This is a genomic window from Citrobacter sp. Cf087 (assembly GCF_030334285.1).
Lineage (GTDB): Bacteria > Pseudomonadota > Gammaproteobacteria > Enterobacterales > Enterobacteriaceae > Citrobacter > Citrobacter freundii.
Genome location: NZ_JAOWED010000022.1, coordinates 606,530 through 627,606, shown reverse-complemented (window position 1 = coordinate 627,606; position 21,077 = coordinate 606,530). Strand labels below are relative to the sequence as shown.

The window sequence follows — 21,077 nt, the reverse complement described above, 5'->3', positions numbered from 1 at the left end:
CTGACGCGTTATGCTCAGCTCATCATGAGGTTATCGGGACACACATCCGCTTGTGCAGTGACGTTGCGCCCAGGCATGTAAAATAACTCGGCCATTCTTACCTTCCTTGCCCGACGGGCATGTGTTAAAAATGGTCGTTGTTTCAGGGAATTGAGTACAGAAAAGATTATGATTACTCACGCGGTCATATTTGCGCCTATCGGGCAGGTCAGTCGTTCAGACCAGATAGTCCAGCGCCTTTCAAATGCCATTATCACGGGGTTGCTGGAGCCAAAAGAACAGCTTCCCAACGAAACTGATTTGGCAAAAATGATGGGTGTCTCACATATCACTATCAGAGAAGCGCTAAACACGCTTCGGGCTAATAATCTTATCCATACGGTTCGTGGTCGTAATGGCGGGAGCTTCGTTTGCGAAAATATCGATGGCAAAAATAGCGCCCTGCACCCGTTCAAAGCGATCAGTACGGATTATCTGTCTGATCTGGGTGAAATGCATTGTGCCATTATTAGCCATAGCGCGAGACTGGCTTCCCGACGGATGACCGGTGCGGATATCGCCAAATTTCGCGAGTTTGTCGAGGTACTCAGAAAGGCAAACTCACCTGAGCTGATGACCCAGGCCGATATGCGTTGTCTGCTGGCGATTGCCGCCAGTTCGCATTCAGCGCGACTGGCCAATCAGGAGCTGCAAATTCAGGCTGAATGGGCATCACTTGTGGCGATACTTTATCGCACAGACAGTATTCATGCGGAAATTATCGCGCTTTATTCAGCGCTGGCCGATGCACTGGCTGCTCACAACGAGGCAGAGTCAGTACAGTTTGCTACACGGATCATCGACACGTTTACCTACTACCTTATTGAAAAAAAGCTGAAATATAACTCGAACTGACAATCAGTGAAGGCAGGACAGACAATGAGCTCTTCGACATCCCTAAGCGCATTAATCCGTAAAATTGATGACATAACTGTTTCTACCGTAGATTCTACCGTTGCGCTAGCGAGGAGCATCCATGAGGCGATTTCAGGGGTACAAAAGGCCTCAGCCGAGGTCGTTCTCGACCCATCAGTAAGATCCACCGTTCAACAGCACATCAAGCGCACGCTCAGTGACAACCATTACTGTTCAGGGGCGGGATTCGCCAGCCATATTGAGAGCACCGCAAACACAAAAGAGTACTGGTTGCTGGAGTGGTGGTATAAGAAAGATAACGGTTTGAGCCAGGCGCATCTGGATTTGGATCAGGCCACGCAACAACGACTGGATTTCAGAACCTTTGAGTGGTTTAAGCATTCTCCTCCGGCTGGCAAAGCCTATATCCACGGTCCCTACGTCGACTATATTTGCAATATCTCCTATACCCTAACGTCAGCCGTCCCGGTCTACTACAACGACCAGTTTCTCGGTGTTGCCGCGGTCGATTTGCTGGTCAGTCAGATAGAAGCCGAACTGCTCTCCTGCGCTCATCCTGATTATGTGATTCTGACCAATCTGGAAAACAGGATCATTTTCTCCAGTTGGCCACGTTTTCGCGTGGGTGAATTGCTGTCACCTGCAAATAGTACCGTGGTGTATCAGAGCGACTATTTTATCCTTTATCACTATAAAAACTAAGGGCCCGAAGGCCCTTAGTTTTTAGTTATCCTGCCCCATATTGAGCTTACTGGCGTACGCAATGGCGTCGTTTTCCGGCGCCGCTGAACGACCAAACGGACGGGTCAGGAACATATAAATAAGTCCCGAGCCAACGACAATCGCCAGGCCGAACAGGACCGTCCAACGGTCAATGAAGTCGCTGCTGTCTGCCGGTTGCGCCAGTAACCAGATCCCGCACAATCCGTAAGCTAACGCCAGCACATTCACGATTACCCCCCAACCGCCAATGGTCCACTCCCCCGCCGGTTTCCAGCCTTTCAGGCGCTGACGCAGCGCGGCAAGCACAACCATCTGGAACGAGATGTAAATCCCGATAACAGCAAACGCGGTGATACGCGACAGGTTATCTGGCTGGAAATAAACCCAAACACAGATGATCACTGGCAGTAGGCAACTGACGACCATGGCATTATCCGGAACACCATTTTTAGAGATTTTGGCCATCCATTCACTTCCCGGCAGCATTCTGTCGCGGGAGAAAGAAAAGATAAGACGGCTTAACGCAGCCTGGAGAGACAAAATGCACGACAACATGGCGATAATCGCGACGACGATAAAGACAGTCGCGCCGGTTTCACCCAGAGCTTCATTAAGGATTGCCGGGATCGGATCGGACGTTTTACCATTCACGATGCTGACCAGATTCGGTGAAGCCAGCAGATAACCCATAACAGAAATAATGGCGGAAATCGCGCCGAATACGATGCTTAAAATCATCGCCACTGGGATCTTTTTACTGGGATTCTGCACCTCTTCCGCAACGTTACCGCAGGCCTCAAAGCCAAAGAACATAAACAGTCCCATCAGCGCAGCAGACATAAATGCGGTGGAATAGCTGCCGTCATGAGCCAGCACACCCATCGAGTCAAAAATTACAGAGAACGGCTGCGAACGGTGGAAAATCAGCAGATAAATCCCCAGCGCGATCACGCTGACAATTTCACACCAGAAACCAATTTTCGCCACCCGGGCCAGATTTTTAGTCCCGGACATATTAACCGCCATCATCAACAGCAGCAGCAGAACGGAAGTCACCAACATCGTGGCTGGAGTCTGACCATAGTGGAAGAGTGATTCAACAAACGTTGATGTATATTCCGCGATCGACGTAATGGTGACCACCAGTGCCCACAGGTAGATCCAGGCGGCGATCCACGCATATTTCTTGCCCCACAACCTTCTGGCCCAAGGGTAAAGTCCGCCGGTTATCGGATACTGGGAAGCGACCTCACCAAACACCAGCGCCACCAAAAGTTGCCCGCATGCGACGATTAAAATCCACCATACTGCAGGCGGCCCCGCCAGCGTTACGGCCAGCGCAAACAGCGAATAGACGGCGGTAAGCGGCGACAGGTAGGTAAAACCCAACGCAAAGTTTGAAATTAAACCGATTGATCTATTGAACTGTTCTTTGCCATCTTTTTGAGAATTATCGTTTTTCTTATCAGGTGTCTGTTCCATATAGCTTTCTCTTTTGTGGAATAGTCGCAGGGTTGAACAATTAATGTATAAAAGATATTAAGTTATATGTATAGTGATTTTGTCGCAGATTTGTTAAAAATGATCGCGCATCACGTTAATGAAAAAGTGGAAATAAAACGGTAGAGAGAGCGAGAATTTTGCGGTATTTACAACCAACAATTCTTTAGCAATTGCGAACCGTGGGCCACTTTGGCGGATAAATACGCACAGCGGATTGCGTTCGATGCTAAGTAGCAAGAATCGCTGCTGTTAAGCAACATTTTTGCAATATAATAACGTGATGTTAAACGCTGAACCTGAGCAGGTGAATGATGGAAATTGATCTCGATAATCTGGTCTTTGATGGACTGGAAGAAGCGCAAGAGCGTAACGCTGAACGTCTGGAAGATGCAGACAAGAAAGCGCAAGAAATTATTGCTGATAATGATTGCGGTGACGCCTGCAAAATCTGATTTCCGAACCGGCGCAATGCCGGTTTTTTTTACCTCCTGGCTATGCCCTCTCGCCTGGCTACATATCGCATTGCGTTTACCCATTGTTAACACCTTTTTCACTAATAACATTTTGTAAATAGATAAGAATTTTTTCTTATTTTGTCCTGAACCTGAGTTATGGGAGCGTAAAAAGCACAAACCAAAAAAAACGACAGGGACTTACAAAATGATGGTAACAAAAACTCACAGCGCGAAAAAAACACTGCTGGCACTCGGCATCCTGCTGGCATCAGGCATTAGCGTCTCACAGGCTCAGGCCGACCAACTGGCCGATATCAAAGCCGCAGGCGTAGTAAAAGTCGCAACATTTGACGCGAACCCGCCGTTTGGCTCCATCGATGCCAAAACGCATAAGATTGTCGGCTACGACGTCGATTTTGCCGAAGCGCTGGCCAAATCTCTTGGTGTAAAACTGGAACTGGTGGCGACCAATCCGGCAAACCGAATTCCGTTATTACAATCTGGTAAAGCCGATTTAATCGTTGCGGATATCACGATCACGCCTGAGCGGTCGCAGGTAATAGATTTCTCCGTCCCCTATTTTGTTACCGGCCAGCAGTTTCTTGTGCCAGCAAAATCTCCGGATAAGCTCGATCAATACAGCAAAGCACGCATCGGCGCGGTAAAAGGCACTACTGGTGAACAGGCACTGCATCAGCGCTTCCCGCAGTCGCGCGTACTGGCCTATGACGATATCCCGCTGGCGTTAACCGCACTGCGCAACGGCAATGTTCAGGCCATCACCCAGGACAGTACGATTCTGGCCGGTTTATTAGGCGGTGCGCCGGATAAAGCAGATTTCAAAATTCTACCGGATCTGCTGAGCAAAGAAGAGATTGGCGTGGGGGTGAAAAAAGGTGAGCCAGCGTTGTTAAAAGCCGTCAACGATGCACTTTTGAAGCTGGAATCTACCGGGCAGGCGGCCAAAATTTATGATGTCTGGTTTGGTCCTGAAACCAAAAGTCCACAAGCCCGCGCCTTTAAAATAGAAGCCAAATAATATGCTCTCAGCCCTTTTTCATCGATCCGCAGCTTCGGCTGCGGATTTTACCCATTTGCGTCAGGCGAGCGTCGAACTACGCAATGTGGTTAAAGAGTATGGCGCTCAAACTGTACTTAACGGCGTCAACCTGGCAGTTGAGCCCGGTGAAGTGGTGACCATTCTGGGGCCTTCCGGCTCTGGAAAGTCCACTCTTATACGTCTTATCAACCAGTTGGAGTCGCTCAGCGATGGCGAAATCTTCATTGATGGTAAACCGATTAGCCAGTTGCGCGGGGCGGCATTACGCCAGCTACGCAGCCGTATCGGTTTCGTATTTCAGCAATTCAATCTCTATTCGCATCTGACTGCGCTGCAAAACATCGCGCTGGCGCTGGAATATGTTCACGGCTGGAATAAGACGGAAGCGGATCGCCGGGCACTTGAGTTGCTGGAAAAGGTGGGACTGGCGGAAAAAGCCAATGCCTATGCCGCACAGTTGTCCGGTGGACAGCAGCAGCGCGTGGCCATCGCCCGCGCGCTGGCTTCATCACCGCAAATTATTCTGTTTGATGAGCCCACCTCCGCGCTGGATCCTGAAATGATCGGCGAGGTATTGCAGGTGATGAAAAATCTCGCCCACAGCGGTATCACCATGATCGTCGTGACCCACGAAATGCATTTCGCCCGCGAGATTGCCGATCGTGTGGTTTTCATCGATGGTGGCGATATTCTTGAAGTGGCCCCGCCGGAGGATTTTTTCGTCCAACCACAGCACCCGAGAACCCAGCGTTTCCTGAAAAAAGTGCTCGACCCGTTACACCAGGAGTCATCATCATAATGCATGCAATGGACTGGCAGGGAGTGCTGAGCGGGCAACCCCTGCAATGGATAATTTCTGGTTTTCTTACCACGCTTTGGGTGACGCTGGCAGGTATCGTGCTCGCCACGCTCATTGCCATCTCACTGCTCAGCCTGCGACTGACGGGCAATCGTCTCGCTAAAACGATGGTCGGGGTGTGGGTCTCGGTGTTTCGCAATACACCTTTACTGGTGCAACTGATGTTCTGGTATTTTGCCGCATGGAACTGGCTTCCCCGTGACGTCATTAGCTTCATCAATGCTGATCATCCATGGTCAATTCTGCCGGGTGATGTCTGGTGGTTAACACCGGAGTTTATCTGTTCAGCATGGGGACTGAGCGTATTTACCTCAGCATTTTTGGTCGAAGAGATCGCCTCAGGTTTACAGGCAGTTTCTGCCGGACAACGCGAGGCTGCCGTGGCGCAGGGGTTTTCATCCTGGGCGATATTTCGTCACATTCTGCTGCCTCAGGGACTGGCAAACGCCTGGCAACCCATTGTTGGGCAATATCTCAACCTGATGAAGCTTTCCTCGCTTGCCAGCGGTATTGGATTTGCTGAGCTCACCTACCAGGTACGGCAAATTGAGAGCTACAACGCGCACGCGCTGGAAGCCTTTGCCCTTGGCACCGCACTCTATCTGTTTACCGGCATCGTGCTGGGTATGTTGCTTACGCGTCTTGGGCCGCGGCCGGCGGCGGGTAAATCGTCAAAGGTAAGAATGCGCATCTTCAGCGTCAGGAGCATACTGCATGATCGCTAATATTTCGGTCATTACCGACAATCTTGACTATCTCCTGTGGGGACGTGTGGCTGAGGGGCAACCCGGCGGTGTACTGCTCACTTTGCTGATGGCTATCGGTGCGGCTTTGCTGGCGCTGCCTGGCGGGATCGTTCTTGCCTGCTGCGCCTGGCGATTTCCAGGCGCGGTTCGCAACGGGTTGTTTATCTGGGCGGAATTTATTCGCGGCATTCCGCTCATCTTTGTGATTTTCTGGATGTGGTATTTGCTACCCATGCTGACCGGAAGCGATCTGCCCGGTGCCGTTACCGTGACGCTGGCGCTGGCATGGTTCACCACCGCTTCGGTGATGCACTCGGTGTATGCTGGAATTAGCGCACTGCCTGGTGGGCAATATGAAGCGGCAGTCGTTCAGGGGTTTCGCCCGGATCAGGCCCTGTGTCTTGTCTTGCTGCCGCAGGTGCTGCGTAACGTACTGCCGTCGTTGACGGGGATTTTCATTGGGCTACTGAAGGACACGTCACTGGCATTTATCGTTAACGTACCGGAACTCACGACGGTTGCCGGTCAGGTTAACAGCCGGGTGCAAATCTACCCGGCAGCCATTTTTATCTTTACCGGACTGGTCTATTACCTGCTGTGCTTTAGCCTGGAGAAAATCACCCAGCGCCGCTTCGCACTAAAATAACCTCTCGGCTCAACATTCCACAAACTGATGGTCTTCGTTGAGCCGATATTTCACGCCCGCCCGAATGTTTTTTTCCCCTTCAACGGCAAGCGCAAAGCGCATTCTCTCGCCATCGTGATAAGCCAGCGCCGCACATCCGCCGGGACCGAGCGTTATCGAATCTACAGTACCGGTACTGGCAACAACGGCGTTCTCTCCGCTGGCAATAATGTGGATATTGTCCGCGCAGTTAGCGATTTTTGCCTCTGCGCCAAAACAGGCTACCTGGGTTAAATCACCGCTACTGGCAACCCGGTTTCGGTCGCCAAGCGAACTGATGCGTACGCGCATGCCGGTACTGGCGATACGCGTTCCGTCGCCCACACTGCTGATACGCGCCGAATTTCCCGCAATCGCTATTCGCCCACGATCGCCTGAACTGCCGATATGCGTGTTATAGCCTACACTGCCAATCCGTGCGCTGTAACCGGCACTGGCGATCTGTGCGGCATACCCGGCGCTGGCAATTTTAACGTTGTCACCCGCACTGCTAAATCGGGCATAATCTTCCGCACTCGCCAACGGACGACTGGTTTCCTCCGCGGCTTGCTCACAGGAAATATTCCCCATTGCGTCAATATCCTGCTGAGCAAAACTCGCCTCTTCCCGCCATTTCGACCAGCCGTATTCCACCAGGCTATTTGCCCAATCGGTATACCCTTCCCGCTGGAGCGCGCGATGAACATCGGCATAGCTTCCTCCTGCGGGAAACGCGCGTAGAAACCAGCGATACATGACGGGCCCAACACGCCAGGCCCGTAAGTCACTTCGTGTAATCATCATCGCTTAATGCCGGTGGTAGCCATCCACCATACACTTGAAGGTTTCGCCCGGCGTGCGGCCCGTAGTGCAAAGATAAAGATGCCCAAAAATGAAAAACAGACTGACAATTGCCAGCGCAAAGTGCGCCTGAAGCAGCCAGTAACGCACACCAGGAAACAGATCTCCGACGACCGTCGGGTAAAGCGATAACAACCCAGAAATCAGCAGTAGTGGCAGCAACCCATACATCACGCCAACGTAGGCCGCCTGCTGTAGCGGATTGAATTTAGAACGCGGTGATGCCGGGAATGGATGTGACTCGCCCTGCATAATGCCAAACAGGTAAAAACGTGTTTGTCTTTGCGCGCGAGCGATCCAGCCCTGACGTTGAATAATATAGTGATGTCCGTTGCCGCCAATCAGGTTGATCAGCACAAAACCAACCCAGCAGGCAAGTAGCAAAAAGCCGCAAACCTCATGAACGGTAAGCAGGCTTTTCATTACCGGTGCGCTGACGGCAGAGAAGTGATTGACCAGGCCACTGACCAGAAGTAGCAAAAACAGCAGCGCATTCGACCAGTGCCACAAACGAACAGCCTTCGAATATAAATAGACCTTCTCACCGTGCCCTGCCGACGTTTTATGTGCCGCCCGAAAGCGCAGCATGGCGTGAAGCGCCAGCACCAGCCACATTCCCACCAGCATTAACCCGGCAACGACTAACCACACGGGCCAGTAGTCCGGTGAAAACAGGGGAACATACTGCGCAAGCTGGGCGTGAAACTGTTCGGCATTTTGCGACGCGTTCATACATTTTCCTTTTTAATCAAATGTTGACCGAACCGACGATACAGATGGGGTTTCCCGGCGCCTGCAAGTTGATATTCGTAATACTTGTTTTCTCGCAACCAGGTCTGAATTTCCGGGCTATCTTCACGGCCAAAAATCAGCGCATGTTCCGGGCAAGCGTTAACGCAGATCGGTGGAAAACCTTTCGCCAGGCGTGATTCAGCGCAAAAGTCGCATTTATCCGCCACTTTGGTATGCGGGTTGAGATAACGAACCTGATAAGGACACGCACCAATACAGTAACTGCAGCCGATACAGGAAGACGTATCTACTCGCACAATACCGTTCTCATCCCGCCAGGAGGCACCGGTCGGACACACCTCAATACAAGGCGCATCATCACAATGCTGGCAGGATTGACGGAAGTAGTGATACAGCGTTTCGTTGTCGTTGTCCGAGACTGGAATATGCGCTATCGACAAACGGCTGCCCTGGGCAGGAACATGGTTGGTTTTCCTGCAGGCCCGCGCGCAGATATTACATCCGTTACACAGTGATTCGTCGTGAATCATGACGTAACGAACGGCTTTAGGGCTCCTGGTACTCGCTAACAGATTTTGACCTGGGCCGGTGAAAAAAATCACCGTCCCCATGCCAATGACAAATTTTCGTCGGGTGAAGGACATCGGGTTATCCTCTAAACTGTGACAGTGGTCGTCCACACGTTCCATGACATCAACCTGAATAATTCAGGGGTTCTGATACTGCTCAACCTCAAGCCATTCACACAGGCCGTACGCTTTGCCATAACTCATAAAACGTTCGCTAAACAGATAAGGTTCCGCATTTGACGATTCCACAGTACGTATATCTGCGTAATCGGGATGCGTTTCCATAGCCGTTAGCGCCGCTGTAATCTGCTGAGATTCAAAGCTATACGGCGGTTGCGTCAACATGGCGACCTTATAGGGGCGAGGATACGTGCGGCCGTCGAAGCGTACCGCCTCGGCAATCGCACGGCAGATGTCGTTTTCCACCACCTGCACGCACATGTCGGCGTAGTTTGCCGTCATGGTTTGCGTTGAGTAGAAATAGACATCTTCCGCGCCCTGCACACGGGTGATATCCGCGTTAATTGCGTCCTGACACAGCACATCCAGCAGCACGGATAGATCGGTTTCAGGGACCGAATAAGGTGGCTGCAGAAACACGCTGCGCCCCACCAATTGCCCGGATGCCGAATGCTGGCGGATAAAATCTGCCACAATCGACTCCGGGCTAGAGGGTTCCTGAACCTGCGGCGCAGTCACCTGTTCTACCGGCGAGTGAAAGGCCTGTAGCCAGTGTCTCTTTTGACTATCAACCTCGTCAGGAAGCGCCTCTACGGGTGCCAGAACGTTGCTCACGTTAGTCATCTCACGTTCCTTACGCTGGCAACAGATCTTGCGCCGCCAAATCAGCTGCCACGTCTTCAAGTCCGAGTCGGTTCAGGGTTTCACGCGTTGGGCAACCCAGCTCTGGATCCCAGCCCATTTCCTGATAGAACATCGTCAATGACTGACGCATATCCTCCCTGTCCATCTTGTCGGTTCCTTCAGTGAAGACCGGGATCTTCGGATCTTTATCGAATACCCAGGAGCAGATGAGATCGTGCTCATTGCGCATATCCTTGGTTTGCATCAGTTTGACCGTATAAGCGCGATGCAGTGTAAAGATGCGTTCAGCGGCAAGGTCCAGACTCGCCTGCGTGGTTTCATCACCGGTGACTGCCTGGAAGAACTTCGCTTCCAGATCCAAGTCTCCGCGATAGTTACGGCTCTTGAGTGGTGAAACCGTCATCGGCCAAACCCAGTTACACAACGTAACCGCGTTATGCAGACAGACTTTCAGCAGCGTCCATTTGGCATATTTGATCTTGGCAGCATTGATCGGGGTGTAGTTTTTGGTTTCATCGTAGGCATCCTGTGAACCAAACAGCTCGCCCGCCACTTCGCGCTGCAATTTCAACGGCAAACCGGAACCGATGAAGTTGATATGGGTGTGCGCCATGCAGTCACGGTTAAACATACAGTTGGTGATCGCCCCCACCTGCGCTGAAGCCTCGTTCGCATGGTGAACAGGAAAACCGAACGGCGACCACAGTTTATTTTTGGCATAACCCCAGTACTCTTCGCCCAAATCCCAGCGTTCAGCAATGGCATACGAGCCGTCCGCAAGGTGACTGAGTTCCCCCACGCGATGCGCCAACCGATAGTAGAAGTCTTTAATAAAATTAGGATCACCCGCTTCCAACTGATCCCAGCGGATCTCCGCATACTCTTCAGCCGGCAGTACGCGTTTAAAGACGCCTTTCGAATAGCAATAAGTAAAATCACGGTGCAACTGGCCGTAGTTACACCAGATACCGTAATCGTCAAACAGGTTCAGACCAATCAGGTTTCCCACCACACGCCCATCGTCTTTATCGTCAAAATCTTTCGGGCCATTGGGGAAAATGGTGGTGTGTACAAAGTTCGCCACACAAGTGTTGCCGCCGGTACTCGGCACGCCAAAATCTTTCACCCGCGGAACATTGAGCTGTGACATACAACGAATAGGGCATGAATGACAGCCGCTCATTTTGACCGTGTATTTTTCTGCGGCTGGCCCCAGATCGAACACCGATTTATAGGTACGGAAACCTACCGTATTTTGGTTGCCCGGCGGGATTTCCCCGGTTTCGATTGGTCCGCCTTCTGCTGCGCCCCAGAACAGCCCTTTACGCGCCGTCCAGCGCGAGTTTGGCGAAGAGTATTCTGCCCAGGCCTGCGGGGTGCTTGGCACAACGTGGTTGTTGTTAGCGCCGATGAGCTCGGTCATCATGTAGTCATTGAGCCGCTTCATCTCTTTGCGATCGGCAATATTGACGCCTTTGGTCCCTTCTACCGCAATAGCCTTCAGGTTTTTCGAGCCCATTACTGCGCCAGTACCAGCTCCGCCGCTGTGGTTGCGACTGTTGATCATGCAGGAGAGCGGCACCAGATTTTCCCCCGCCTGGCCAATCGCGGCGACGCAGGTTTCCGGGCTGGTGATGCGACAAATTTCTTCAGTTGTGGCTCGCGTCCCCTTACCCCACAGGAAATCGGCTTTTTCGATGCTAACCTTATCGTCTTTAATGTTGATCCAGACCGGCGATGCGGACTTGCCTTCAATAATAATGGCGTCGTAACCGGCGAATTTCATTTGTGCAGCAAAGAAACCGCCCATATGAGCATCCACGACTAAATTGCCTTTGGTAAAAGTCGATAAGGAGGTGATATTGACGCGGGAGCTACAGGGAGCGCCAGAACCCGTTAATGGTCCGGTGGCAAAAACCAACTTATTCCCTTCATCAAAAGGCATGGTGCCTGGCGGGACTTCGTCGTACATAATTTTATAACCAAAGCCCATCCCACCGACAAATTTTTTAAATTTACTGGAATCTTCAAGGGTGATATTACCCGTGGTGAGATTGACCCGTAAAATAGTACCTGTCCAACCATTAGCCATCATGTTTTCCTTTGCAAGAAGGTTTAATAGATATACCCGCCATTCTTCAGGCAGCTTTTTTATCCAAAACTGCGGTATTTTTGGCAATTAATGGCGCGAATCAGGTATGCCTGCTATCTATCAAACAGTAATATCTTTCCACTCGATAATTTTTAATGCCCCAGTCGGACAAGCATTGGCGCATTCCCCGCATAACACACATTTTGAGGACTTTTTCGTTTCGGTATTTACGGTCGCCATCATCCACGGGCAGGCTGTGGTACACGCGCTACAGCCAATACAGCGTTTGTGGTCCACCGCAATACAACCGTCTTCCTGCTTCCAGGTAATTGCACCTATCGGGCAGACCTTCATACACTGCGGATCTTTGCATTGCCGGCAGGTATCAGCGGTATAGTTTAAATCGCCATACAGCCCACCACCGGACCCGACACCATCATCGCCAAAGAAGAAATTGCGATGGATTTTTATCCGGGAAAAGAAGGTACCCACCGCACCATCGTTATAATTGGTACAGGAAATTTCGCAGCGGTGACAGCCCGTACAGCGAGCTCGCTGGGTTACCAAAACCCCTTTAGGCGTATTGATAAGCCCAACAGTCCCACTATCGACATCTTCCTGCTTACAACCAAAAAGGGATAACAGCGCGGGAGCAATCGTTAATCCCGCCAGTCCTTTTCCTGATATCCGCAGAAATTCTAGTCGCGTTAAACCACAATCTAAAAATGGACGATCAACCTGGTTCATTTATTTCGCATCCTCTTCGCAAATGCTGTGGTAGCAACACCTTCAGGCTAATTTAAACCAGCGCAGGTCAAGCCATATCGGGCGGTTAATGTTGCCAACAACACGTAAATTTTTGCCCTAACCTGATCGCATAAATGACGGTGGTTAAACTGAATGAATCTAATCCTTTAGGGTTAGGCACAGAAATAATGTGGTTATTCAGCATGCATAGTCTTGATCGTCATCAATTAAAAAACGGAAGGGATATAATTAATGCGGAGTGAGATTTATTATCATTAAGATAAATTGAAATAGCACTTCATATGTATTGCAAATATTTGTGACTCCACTCTCATATATATTTTTATATATCATCCGATATACAATTAAATATATAGCGAGTTTGATAGCATTAATTGCAACGCTAAATTATAATTATTGATAGATTAACGTAATGAGAATAAGAGGACGGCGAGAGAAACTACCGCCCTCTTTTTGCGGATTATCCGGCCAATGCTTTAATTACGGTCTCAATAGCCTGTTTTTCTAACTCACTGCGCTTCACACGCTGGTTCGCAAGGGTGGTTCTCAGTACTCCCGCAATGACGATATGCTTAGGCTCTTGTCCCAGATCGCGCATTTCCAGCACTACTTTACCGACTACTCTGCACATTTCACGGTACAACTCGTCGTCTTTCGTCTGATTTCCCATTTTTGCCCGCTCGTCATTAACTCAAACCAACAGCATATATCACTCTGAGTATTTAGACAAAATTCAATGAAAATCAAAGAAATGTCATCATTCTACTGAACTCTCTGAAGTCGATTTACAAGCTCAGCAAGACTTCCCGCCTGCATTTTTTCCATCACCCGCGCCCGGTGCACTTCAACCGTACGCACGGCAATATTCATGGCATCAGCAATTTCCCGATTCATTAATCCTTTTGCTACCAGATGCGCCAGTTCCCGTTCTTTTGGCGTAAGCTGTTGATAGCAGCAGATGATCTCTTGTCGCGAGAACGCCGCTGCCGAGACCTGCAAGGCATGTTCTAATGCTGCCTGAAGCGGCACGGCTGACACCGGTTTTTGCAAAAAATCGACCGCGCCACGTTTCATTTGCTCAACCGCCATCGGCACATCGCCATGCCCGGTGAGAAAGACCACCGCCAGCGTGCTTGCTTTCTGACGCATGATTTCATGCACAGCGTGCCCATCCAGTACCGGCATACGCATATCCAGCAGCAGTACACCCACCTGGTGCAGATTTGCCTCAGCGAGGAATTTCTCACCTTGCTCCCAGCAAGACACTTCATATCCCAGACTTTCCAATAAAAACGCACAGGCCTGGGTGACGGCAATGTCGTCATCCAGCAGATGAATTATCGCCACTACGGCCTCCTTCCCGATTTGGTTTAAAATATAATGTCACTCTCGCCCCCGCTTTTCCGTCCGGGGCCTGCTGATTGTTGATCTCAATATCTCCGTTTGCGTAGCGCACCAGTCGCTGACAAATGACCAGTCCTAGTCCCATGCCTTCTTTACGCGTGGTCATAAACGGCTGAAACGCCTGATACAACTGCGTCTCGTCAATGCCTCCGGCATTATCCTGCACCTGAATACTCACACCACCATCCTTATGCAGGGCGCTAAACCAAACTGTGGTAGCCCCTGCCTGGGCGGCATTGAGTACCAGATTGGCCAGCACCTGCTCAAGAAGAACGCTTGGCAGCGTCAATGTTAACGCCTTGCTGACCTGTGTGTGCAGCGTTACCGCCGGGAATTGCTGGGGCATGCGTAGTAATTGCCAGACGTGATGGATAGCATCGTGAACGTTGATGGCTTGCCAGTCATCGGGAAGTACCGGATTGCCCTGTGCCTGGCTGACCCACTGCCGGAGATTGCGCAGCGTATCGGCCCCCCTTTGTGCCTGGGTGTCGATGTGCTCAAGCACGGGCAGCAACGGATGCTGCTCATCCTGACCGCGCAGGCGAATCAGACAGCCTTGGGCATAATGGCGGATAGCCGACAACGGCTGATTGAGCTCATGGGCAAAACCGGAGGTCATCTCCCCCAGCACGCTCATTTGTCGGGCAGTCTCCAGCGCCTGTTCCTGTTTGTGCAACAACACGTTGTTCCGCTCTAGCTGCCTGCCGCGTCGGCGAACCAACAGCATTACCCAGATGTAGTTGAGCGTCAGCAACAGCAACACGATGGCCACGCCCCCCATTGCCAGTCGGTGTTGAATAAACCAGCTTTTGACATCCAGCCACAACTGACGCTGCTGCGGATGCTGGCGGACATCGCGCAACAACGCTTCCACCTCGCGGGTCGAGGCGGGCGCTCCCCAGCGAAATGTCGCGTTTTGCGGTGCATTGAACAACACCCGCGTGACGCGATCGGCCAGCTCGTCACTCACTGCAGGTAGTGCGGCAAATGACCAGTCAGGATAGAGCGGTGTACTGGTCAGACAGGGAATTGAGGTCGGATGGTTCAACACGGTCATAAAATCGGTTTTACGAATGAGGCCTTCTTCATCCATTTTTTCCAGCAGGCACACCGGCACGATCACCGCCTGCACGGCTTTTTCACGTAATAAATAGAGTAAGGCATCGGCGGGAAATCCGGTAAACGTCAGACGTAAATCGCGTTCAGGGCGCAGACCGGCATCACTGAGCGCTTTATATCCCAGCAAATAGCCGCCAAAAGCCTGAGCATCAATGGCGCCAACCGTTTTGCCGATCAGATCGTGTGGGGAGGTTATCCCGCTGTCGCGTCTGACGAGGATCGCGCTGCCGATCACGTTACTGGTGGCTTTCCCACCACGGGTGGAGCGTAGCGAAGCCAGCCAGCGCAGCGCAGAACGGCTGTTTAGCTGAACAAACTGCGCCGGATTAGTAACAACAAACTGCACCGTTCCACGATTCACCGCCTCCTGCATCTGGTGCAGATCCAGCGGTTGAATATGAAACTGTTCGCCGGGGATTTGCTGATTCAACAATGTTTCCAGCGGCTGCCAGTGATTACGTGTAGAAACCTCCCCGCGCATCGCCAAAACGCCAATGTTCCATGTCTGCGCCCTGATCGCGCCGCTTAGCATCCACAGCGACGCCAGCACTGTCAGACATCTTACTACGTTGCGTCCCACTCAATTGTCCCTGTCAATTATGTTGTTTTAGATCAACAACAAGCCGGGTATGTGGTTAACCACAATAGAGTATACCCCGTCACGATTTTTACACTGTAAATCATTGAGATTCTTTATTCATCACACGCAAATCAACGGCGTGACCAATGTTTCGTTGTTGCATCGTGACGGGAGAAAATATGGACAGCAGTAAACGGCAGTTTCTCCAGCAACTGGGCGTCCTGACCGCTGGCGCATCACTGGTTCCGCTGGCTCAGGCGAAATTTCCCTTTTCGCCTGAACGCCATGAAGGCTCACTTCAGCATCGCTACGCCATGCTGGTTGACCTGCGACGCTGTATTGGCTGCCAGGCCTGTACCGTCAGTTGCGCCATTGAAAACCAGACGCCACAGGGCGAATTTCGTACCCTCGTCAACCAGTATCAAGTACAGATTGAAGGTCAGCAAAGCGTCACCAACGTCCTGCTGCCGCGACTATGCAACCATTGTGATAATCCCCCTTGCGTGCCCGTTTGCCCGGTACAGGCCACTTTCCAACGCGAAGACGGCATCGTGGTGGTCGACAACACACGCTGCGTTGGCTGCGCCTATTGCGTGCAGGCCTGCCCTTATGATGCGCGATTCATCAACCATGAAACGCAAACCGCCGATAAATGTACCTTCTGTGTTCACCGCCTCGAAGCGGGGCTGCTCCCGGCCTGTGTAGAATCCTGCGTCGGCGGCGCGCGCATCATTGGCGATATTAAAGATCCACACAGCCGCATTTCACAAATGCTGCATGAACACCATGACACCATCAAAGTCCTGAAGCCGGAAAGCGGTACGTCTCCTCACGTGTTCTATCTGGGACTGGATGAGGCGTTTGTCACCCCATTGATTGGACGTGCTCAACCCGCTCTCTGGCAGGAGGTTTAAATGAACCATTCACTAATTATCGACGAGGTTCTGGCCCATCCCCAGGACGTAAGCTGGTTACCCTGGGCCGTACAATATTTCTTTTTCATCGGCATTGCCGCCTGCGCCGCACTGTTCGCCTGCGTTCTCCACTGGCGCAAAAAAGAAACGGCAGATCTGGAGAATCTGACGCTGTTAATCGCCCTGACCTGCGCGATTACCGCACCGCTGGCGCTGACCGCTGATCTACACCAAACCGCCCGCGTCTGGCATTTCTATGCGTATCCGACGCCGTGGTCCTGGATGCCGTGGGGCGCACTGTTCTTACCGCTGTTTACCGGTTTTTTAGGTCTGTGGTTTCTGGCGCAGCACGTTAAACGGCTAACGCTAAAAAGTTACAACGTCACAAAATGGTTAGCACTTGGTAGCGCACTGTCCGCCATCGGATTGCTGGTTTACACCGGCCGTGAAGTGTCGGTGGTGCAGGCGCGTCCCATCTGGTTCAGTTACGCATTTCCGGTTGCGATGTTCCTCAGCGCGCTGCAAACGTTTCTTGCCCTGCTTATTGCCACGACAAATAACAAGGACGTACTGCCGCGTAAGCTAGCGTGGGGGCAAATGGTCACGTTGATCGCACTGGCTATCGTGGTGTTGATCTGGGCGAGCGGTAATACGCTTTCCGGTTCGGCTATCCGCCAATGGCTGGATGTGGCTTCTTCAGCACAACACTACGCTATCGGTTGGGTTGCGTTATGGCTTGTTTCACTTGTTCTTTGCGGGTTGGTTGTACGTTACCCCTTGTCGCTACCGCTGCGCGTATTACTCGCTTTTAGCGCCATGGCGCTGTGCTGGCTAATGCGCTGGACGTTACTCATCCAGGTGCAAACCATACCGAAATTTAACGCGCAGTTTAATCCCTACACCCTGCCCGGCGGCACCGATGGCTGGCTGGCCATTGTGGGTACCTTCGGCCTGTGGATAGCACTGATTATTATTGTTCGTGAAGCCCTGAACGCGATCGCAAGGAGAATGCAACATGGCTAATTTAACCCGTCGTCAGTGGCTTAAAGTGGGCCTTGCCGTAGGTGGCATGGTGACTTTTGGCCTGAGTTATCGGGATGTGGCAAAGCGCGCGATAGACGGTTTGCTGGACGGAACCTCGGGCAAAATTACCCGTGACCGCATCTTTGCAAACGCGCTCATCCCTGAAGCCAACGCCCGGCCGCACTGGCAGCAAAACCCGCAGCAGGTGATCTCAATGACACAGTGTTTTGGTTGCTGGACGCAGTGTGGCGTGCGGGTTCGCGTTGACACTGAGCAAGGCAAGGTGCTGCGCATTGCGGGCAACCCTTATCATCCGTTGTCGCACGAGCACCATATCGACGCCTCCGTCCCCTTTACCACGGCAATGGAACAGTTGGCCGGGGAGTCAGGTCTTGACGCACGTTCCACCGCCTGCGCCCGTGGTGCAACTTTACTCGAAGGTCTGTACAGCCCGTTACGTATTCTGGAGCCCATGAAGCGCGTCGGTAAGCGCGGTGAGGGAAAATGGCAGCGCATCAGCTTCGAACAGCTGATCAAAGAGGTGGTGGAAGGCGGAGATCTGTTTGGTGAAGGCCACGTTGATGGTCTGAGAGCCATCTACGATCCCGCTACACCGCTTGATGCGAAACATCCCGGCTTTGGCCCAAAATCCAATCAACTGCTGGTCACTAATACCAGCGATGAAGGACGTGATACCTTTCTACGTCGCTTCGCACTGAACAGTTTCGGCAGTAAAAATTTCGGTGCTCATGGCGCTTACTGCGGTCTGGCCTATCGGGCCGGTTCCGGCGCGTTAATGGGCGATCTGGATAAAAATACCCACGTGAAACCCGACTGGGATAACGTCGAATTCGCGCTGTTTATGGGCACCTCTCCGGCGCAATCCGGCAACCCGTTTAAGCGCCAGGCCCGCCAGTTGGCCAGCGCCCGTTTACGTGACGACTTCCGCTATGTTGTGGTAGCGCCCGCCCTGCCATTAACCACGGTGCTGGCTGACGATCGCGGCCACTGGCAGCCCGTACGACCGGGAAGCGACTCCGCGCTGGCGATGGGGATGATAAGCTGGATTATCGATAAACAACGCTATAACGCTGATTATCTCGCCATTCCCGGTGTGCAGGCCATGCAGCAGGCAGGAGAAAAAAGCTGGACTAACGCCACTCATCTTGTGATTACCGATGAAATTCCAACGCTTGCCGGACAACACCTGACCCTCGCCCATCTGAGCACAAACGCCGCCCAGGAGCCGGTGGTCGTCAACGAGGCCGGTGAGATTGTCGCCGCCAACAGTTGCCCGCGTGCGCAACTGTTTGTTACCCGCGAGGTGACGCTGGCTGACGGGCAGACGGTAACGGTAAAAAGCAGCTTCCAGTGTCTGCGAGAGTCCGCAGAGAAACTGTCGCTAACGCAGTACAGCCAGCAGTGTGGGGTGTCAGAAGCAGACATTGGCGCTCTGGCCGACGCATTCACCCGCCACGGACGTAAAGCGGCAGTAATTACGCACGGCGGAATGATGGCAGGCAATGGATTTTATAACGCCTGGTCGGTAATGATGCTCAATGCGCTGATTGGCAACCTCAGTCTTGAAGGCGGTGTGTTTGTTGGTGGCGGCAAATTCAATGGTGCCACCGACGGTCCGCGCTACAACATGGACAGCTTCGCCGGGAAGGTAAAGCCGAAAGGGTTAAGCATCGCGCGCAGTAAAACCGCTTATGAGTCTTCCGAAGAGTACCGCAATAAGGTAGCTGCCGGACAATCCCCCTTCCCGGCTAAGGCCCCGTGGTATCCGTTTGTCGCAGGTCAGCTTACCGAACTCCTCGTCTCAGCGCTTGAAGGTTACCCTTATCCGCTGAAAGCATGGATCTCAAACATGACCAACCCGTTTTACGGCATTGCGGGATTACGTGGCGTGGCGGAAGAAAAGCTCAAGGATCCTGCTCGCTTGCCGCTGTTTATCGCGATTGACGCCTTTATGAACGAAACCACGGCGCTGGCAGATTACATCGTGCCGGATACTCACAACTTCGAAAGCTGGGGATTTAGCGCTCCGTGGGCAGGCGTGGCCAGCAAAGCCACCACCGCGCGTTGGCCTGTCGTCAGACCTGCGACCAGCCTCACGGCTGACGGTCAATCGGCCTCGATGGAATCTTTCTGTATCGCAGTGGCAAAGCGCATTGGGCTACCTGGATTCGGCGACAATGCGATTACCGATCCGCAAGGTAATCACTATCCGTTGAATCGTGCGGAAGATTACTACCTGCGCCTCGCCGCCAATATTGCGTTTATGGGCAAAGCCCCGGTTGCAGAGGCACAGCCGGAAGACATAGCGCTGACCGGAGTACAGCGGATCATGCCTGTGATGACCCAAACGCTGAAACCCGATGAAATCAGCCGAGTTGCGTTTATCTACTCCCGCGGCGGGCGCTTTGCGCCGGACATCAGCGGACGAGTTGATAACCGCGTCGGCAATGCCTGGGAAAAACCGCTCCAAATCTGGAATGCGAACGTCGCCGCGCACCGTCATGCAATTACCGGCGAGCGCTACAGCGGCTGCCCGACCTGGTATCCTTCACGTCTGTCTGATGGACGTGCGGTCGAGGAGTTGTTCCCGGAACAAGAGTGGCCGTTGAAACTAATTTCCTTTAAATCCAATACCATGTCCAGCGCCACGGCGGTTATCCCACGCCTTCATCATCTGAAACCGGTTAATCTGGTGGCGCTCAATCCGCAGGATGGTCAGCGGTATGGTTTAGCACATGGCGATATCGTGCGTATCACCACCCCTGGCGGTCAGGCGCAAGCGCAGATAAGTCTGCTGCATGGCGTCATGCCGGGTGTCATCGCCATTGAACACGGTTACGGGCATAAAGAGATGGGCGCAGCTCAGCATACGCTCGACGGCAAGCCAATGGCATTTGATGCACAGATAAAGTCAGGGATTAATCTCAATGATTTGGGCTTTGCGGATCCTACCCGGCAGGTTGCCAATACCTGGCTTGACTGGGTGTCGGGCGCGTCGGTGCGTCAGGGGTTGCCAGCGAGAATTGAGCGTATATAACTTTAGCGCCGGATGACAACGCTAACGCGATTTATCCGGCCTATGACGTTCAAAGTCATTGGCTATAGAGATAACTCCAACAGAAGTTACTCAATGACGGCAAAGTTGGGTCAAAAGAGGTTTTCTGGCACAAACTAATAAAGTAAGGAACAAATCACATGCTGTCTTCGCTTACGGTTTGGTTGC

Annotated in this window: 20 protein-coding genes; 10 read left to right on the top strand and 10 right to left on the bottom strand. The window is 52.2% G+C overall.

What is annotated here, in order from left to right; genetic code table 11:
* Nucleotides 1-168 precede the first annotated feature (168 nt).
* Entirely contained in the window at nucleotides 169-894 is a 726-nt protein-coding gene (locus OGV57_RS05105; RefSeq protein ID WP_054528335.1) for a FadR/GntR family transcriptional regulator, read from the top strand.
* Between the two features lie 24 nt (nucleotides 895-918).
* Nucleotides 919-1,617 carry a cache domain-containing protein gene (locus tag OGV57_RS05100; RefSeq protein ID WP_054528334.1) on the top strand — a complete coding sequence of 233 codons (699 nt, stop codon included), beginning with the start codon at nucleotides 919-921 and terminating at the stop codon, nucleotides 1,615-1,617.
* A gap of 21 nt (nucleotides 1,618-1,638) precedes the next feature.
* Here OGV57_RS05100 and OGV57_RS05095 read toward each other — a convergent pair whose 3' ends face one another.
* Nucleotides 1,639-3,120, bottom strand: a complete 1,482-nt coding sequence (locus OGV57_RS05095) for an APC family permease (RefSeq protein ID WP_054528333.1) — start codon at nucleotides 3,118-3,120, stop codon at nucleotides 1,639-1,641.
* Between the two features lie 332 nt (nucleotides 3,121-3,452).
* Between OGV57_RS05095 and OGV57_RS05090 the strand changes: the two genes are divergently transcribed.
* From OGV57_RS05090 to OGV57_RS05070, 5 genes are all read left to right on the top strand, one after another.
* On the top strand, nucleotides 3,453-3,593 hold the full coding sequence (locus OGV57_RS05090) for a hypothetical protein (protein WP_003832695.1): 141 nt from the start codon (nucleotides 3,453-3,455) through the stop codon (nucleotides 3,591-3,593).
* A 208-nt stretch (nucleotides 3,594-3,801) separates the two neighbouring features.
* A complete protein-coding gene (locus OGV57_RS05085; RefSeq protein WP_049016161.1) occupies nucleotides 3,802-4,635 on the top strand; it encodes an ABC transporter substrate-binding protein in 834 nt (277 codons plus the stop codon).
* A gap of 1 nt (nucleotide 4,636) precedes the next feature.
* Nucleotides 4,637-5,455 (top strand): amino acid ABC transporter ATP-binding protein, encoded by an 819-nt coding sequence (locus tag OGV57_RS05080; protein WP_003029322.1) that lies wholly within the window; start codon nucleotides 4,637-4,639, stop codon nucleotides 5,453-5,455.
* Nucleotides 5,455-6,240, top strand: a complete 786-nt coding sequence (locus OGV57_RS05075; protein WP_054528332.1) for an amino acid ABC transporter permease — start codon at nucleotides 5,455-5,457, stop codon at nucleotides 6,238-6,240. Before OGV57_RS05080 ends, OGV57_RS05075 begins: the two co-directional genes overlap by 1 nt.
* Nucleotides 6,230-6,907 carry an amino acid ABC transporter permease gene (locus OGV57_RS05070; RefSeq protein WP_054528331.1) on the top strand — a complete coding sequence of 226 codons (678 nt, stop codon included), beginning with the start codon at nucleotides 6,230-6,232 and terminating at the stop codon, nucleotides 6,905-6,907. The genes OGV57_RS05075 and OGV57_RS05070 overlap by 11 nt, the downstream gene beginning before the upstream one ends.
* Before the next feature lie 9 nt (nucleotides 6,908-6,916).
* On the opposite strand, the gene ydhT is transcribed toward OGV57_RS05070, so the two are convergent.
* The 9 genes from ydhT to ttrS all read right to left on the bottom strand — a co-directional run bounded on the left by ydhT (nucleotide 6,917) and on the right by ttrS (nucleotide 15,848).
* Nucleotides 6,917-7,681 (bottom strand): protein YdhT, encoded by a 765-nt coding sequence (ydhT, locus tag OGV57_RS05065; protein ID WP_369700982.1) that lies wholly within the window; start codon nucleotides 7,679-7,681, stop codon nucleotides 6,917-6,919.
* A gap of 51 nt (nucleotides 7,682-7,732) precedes the next feature.
* A complete protein-coding gene (phsC, locus tag OGV57_RS05060) occupies nucleotides 7,733-8,518 on the bottom strand; it encodes a thiosulfate reductase cytochrome B subunit (RefSeq protein ID WP_003029330.1) in 786 nt (261 codons plus the stop codon).
* Entirely contained in the window at nucleotides 8,515-9,183 is a 669-nt protein-coding gene (locus OGV57_RS05055; RefSeq protein WP_003029332.1) for a 4Fe-4S dicluster domain-containing protein, read from the bottom strand. Before OGV57_RS05055 ends, phsC begins: the two co-directional genes overlap by 4 nt.
* A 63-nt stretch (nucleotides 9,184-9,246) precedes the next feature.
* Nucleotides 9,247-9,912: a YdhW family putative oxidoreductase system protein gene (locus tag OGV57_RS05050; RefSeq protein ID WP_054528330.1), complete on the bottom strand. Its 666-nt coding sequence runs from the start codon at nucleotides 9,910-9,912 to the stop codon at nucleotides 9,247-9,249.
* Between the two features lie 10 nt (nucleotides 9,913-9,922).
* On the bottom strand, nucleotides 9,923-12,025 hold the full coding sequence (locus OGV57_RS05045) for an aldehyde ferredoxin oxidoreductase (RefSeq protein WP_003029336.1): 2,103 nt from the start codon (nucleotides 12,023-12,025) through the stop codon (nucleotides 9,923-9,925).
* Between the two features lie 120 nt (nucleotides 12,026-12,145).
* Nucleotides 12,146-12,772 carry a ferredoxin-like protein gene (locus tag OGV57_RS05040; protein WP_003029338.1) on the bottom strand — a complete coding sequence of 209 codons (627 nt, stop codon included), beginning with the start codon at nucleotides 12,770-12,772 and terminating at the stop codon, nucleotides 12,146-12,148.
* Nucleotides 12,773-13,253: 481 nt separating this feature from the next.
* Nucleotides 13,254-13,463: a fumarate hydratase FumD gene (gene fumD, locus OGV57_RS05035; RefSeq protein ID WP_003029345.1), complete on the bottom strand. Its 210-nt coding sequence runs from the start codon at nucleotides 13,461-13,463 to the stop codon at nucleotides 13,254-13,256.
* A 92-nt stretch (nucleotides 13,464-13,555) separates the two neighbouring features.
* A complete protein-coding gene (gene ttrR / locus OGV57_RS05030) occupies nucleotides 13,556-14,140 on the bottom strand; it encodes a tetrathionate respiration response regulator TtrR (RefSeq protein ID WP_003836549.1) in 585 nt (194 codons plus the stop codon).
* A complete protein-coding gene (gene ttrS / locus OGV57_RS05025; RefSeq protein ID WP_114070827.1) occupies nucleotides 14,115-15,848 on the bottom strand; it encodes a tetrathionate respiration histidine kinase TtrS in 1,734 nt (577 codons plus the stop codon). Before ttrS ends, ttrR begins: the two co-directional genes overlap by 26 nt.
* 227 nt (nucleotides 15,849-16,075) lie before the next feature.
* On the opposite strand from ttrS, the gene ttrB reads away from it, so the two are divergent.
* Genes ttrB through ttrA form a run of 3 tightly spaced genes read left to right on the top strand, consistent with a single transcriptional unit; the run spans nucleotide 16,076 to nucleotide 20,891 of the window.
* Nucleotides 16,076-16,810, top strand: coding sequence for a tetrathionate reductase subunit TtrB (gene ttrB / locus OGV57_RS05020; RefSeq protein WP_003836551.1), 735 nt, complete (start codon nucleotides 16,076-16,078; stop codon nucleotides 16,808-16,810).
* Nucleotides 16,811-17,833 carry a tetrathionate reductase subunit TtrC gene (gene ttrC, locus OGV57_RS05015; RefSeq protein ID WP_003836554.1) on the top strand — a complete coding sequence of 341 codons (1,023 nt, stop codon included), beginning with the start codon at nucleotides 16,811-16,813 and terminating at the stop codon, nucleotides 17,831-17,833.
* The gene (ttrA, locus tag OGV57_RS05010; RefSeq protein WP_054528328.1) at nucleotides 17,826-20,891 is read left to right on the top strand and encodes a tetrathionate reductase subunit TtrA; all 3,066 of its coding nucleotides are present in this window, start codon (nucleotides 17,826-17,828) and stop codon (nucleotides 20,889-20,891) included. The genes ttrC and ttrA overlap by 8 nt, the downstream gene beginning before the upstream one ends.
* The last annotated feature ends 186 nt before the right edge of the window (nucleotides 20,892-21,077 follow it).

Excerpts from the sequence above, each read along its gene's own strand:
- OGV57_RS05055 (WP_003029332.1), bottom strand. The coding sequence starts at position 9,183 with ATGTCCTTCACCCGACGAAAATTTGTCATTGGCATGGGGACGGTGATT.
- OGV57_RS05095 (WP_054528333.1), bottom strand. The coding sequence starts at position 3,120 with ATGGAACAGACACCTGATAAGAAAAACGATAATTCTCAAAAAGATGGC.
- OGV57_RS05040 (WP_003029338.1), bottom strand. The coding sequence starts at position 12,772 with ATGAACCAGGTTGATCGTCCATTTTTAGATTGTGGTTTAACGCGACTA.
- phsC (WP_003029330.1), bottom strand. The coding sequence starts at position 8,518 with ATGAACGCGTCGCAAAATGCCGAACAGTTTCACGCCCAGCTTGCGCAG.
- OGV57_RS05075 (WP_054528332.1), top strand. The coding sequence starts at position 5,455 with ATGCATGCAATGGACTGGCAGGGAGTGCTGAGCGGGCAACCCCTGCAA.
- ttrA (WP_054528328.1), top strand. The coding sequence starts at position 17,826 with ATGGCTAATTTAACCCGTCGTCAGTGGCTTAAAGTGGGCCTTGCCGTA.
- OGV57_RS05090 (WP_003832695.1), top strand. The coding sequence starts at position 3,453 with ATGGAAATTGATCTCGATAATCTGGTCTTTGATGGACTGGAAGAAGCG.
- ttrS (WP_114070827.1), bottom strand. The coding sequence starts at position 15,848 with ATGCTAAGCGGCGCGATCAGGGCGCAGACATGGAACATTGGCGTTTTG.
- OGV57_RS05050 (WP_054528330.1), bottom strand. The coding sequence starts at position 9,912 with ATGACTAACGTGAGCAACGTTCTGGCACCCGTAGAGGCGCTTCCTGAC.
- ydhT (WP_369700982.1), bottom strand. The coding sequence starts at position 7,681 with ATGTATCGCTGGTTTCTACGCGCGTTTCCCGCAGGAGGAAGCTATGCC.
- ttrB (WP_003836551.1), top strand. The coding sequence starts at position 16,076 with ATGGACAGCAGTAAACGGCAGTTTCTCCAGCAACTGGGCGTCCTGACC.
- ttrC (WP_003836554.1), top strand. The coding sequence starts at position 16,811 with ATGAACCATTCACTAATTATCGACGAGGTTCTGGCCCATCCCCAGGAC.
- OGV57_RS05105 (WP_054528335.1), top strand. The coding sequence starts at position 169 with ATGATTACTCACGCGGTCATATTTGCGCCTATCGGGCAGGTCAGTCGT.
- OGV57_RS05100 (WP_054528334.1), top strand. The coding sequence starts at position 919 with ATGAGCTCTTCGACATCCCTAAGCGCATTAATCCGTAAAATTGATGAC.
- OGV57_RS05080 (WP_003029322.1), top strand. The coding sequence starts at position 4,637 with ATGCTCTCAGCCCTTTTTCATCGATCCGCAGCTTCGGCTGCGGATTTT.
- OGV57_RS05085 (WP_049016161.1), top strand. The coding sequence starts at position 3,802 with ATGATGGTAACAAAAACTCACAGCGCGAAAAAAACACTGCTGGCACTC.
- OGV57_RS05070 (WP_054528331.1), top strand. The coding sequence starts at position 6,230 with ATGATCGCTAATATTTCGGTCATTACCGACAATCTTGACTATCTCCTG.
- fumD (WP_003029345.1), bottom strand. The coding sequence starts at position 13,463 with ATGGGAAATCAGACGAAAGACGACGAGTTGTACCGTGAAATGTGCAGA.
- OGV57_RS05045 (WP_003029336.1), bottom strand. The coding sequence starts at position 12,025 with ATGGCTAATGGTTGGACAGGTACTATTTTACGGGTCAATCTCACCACG.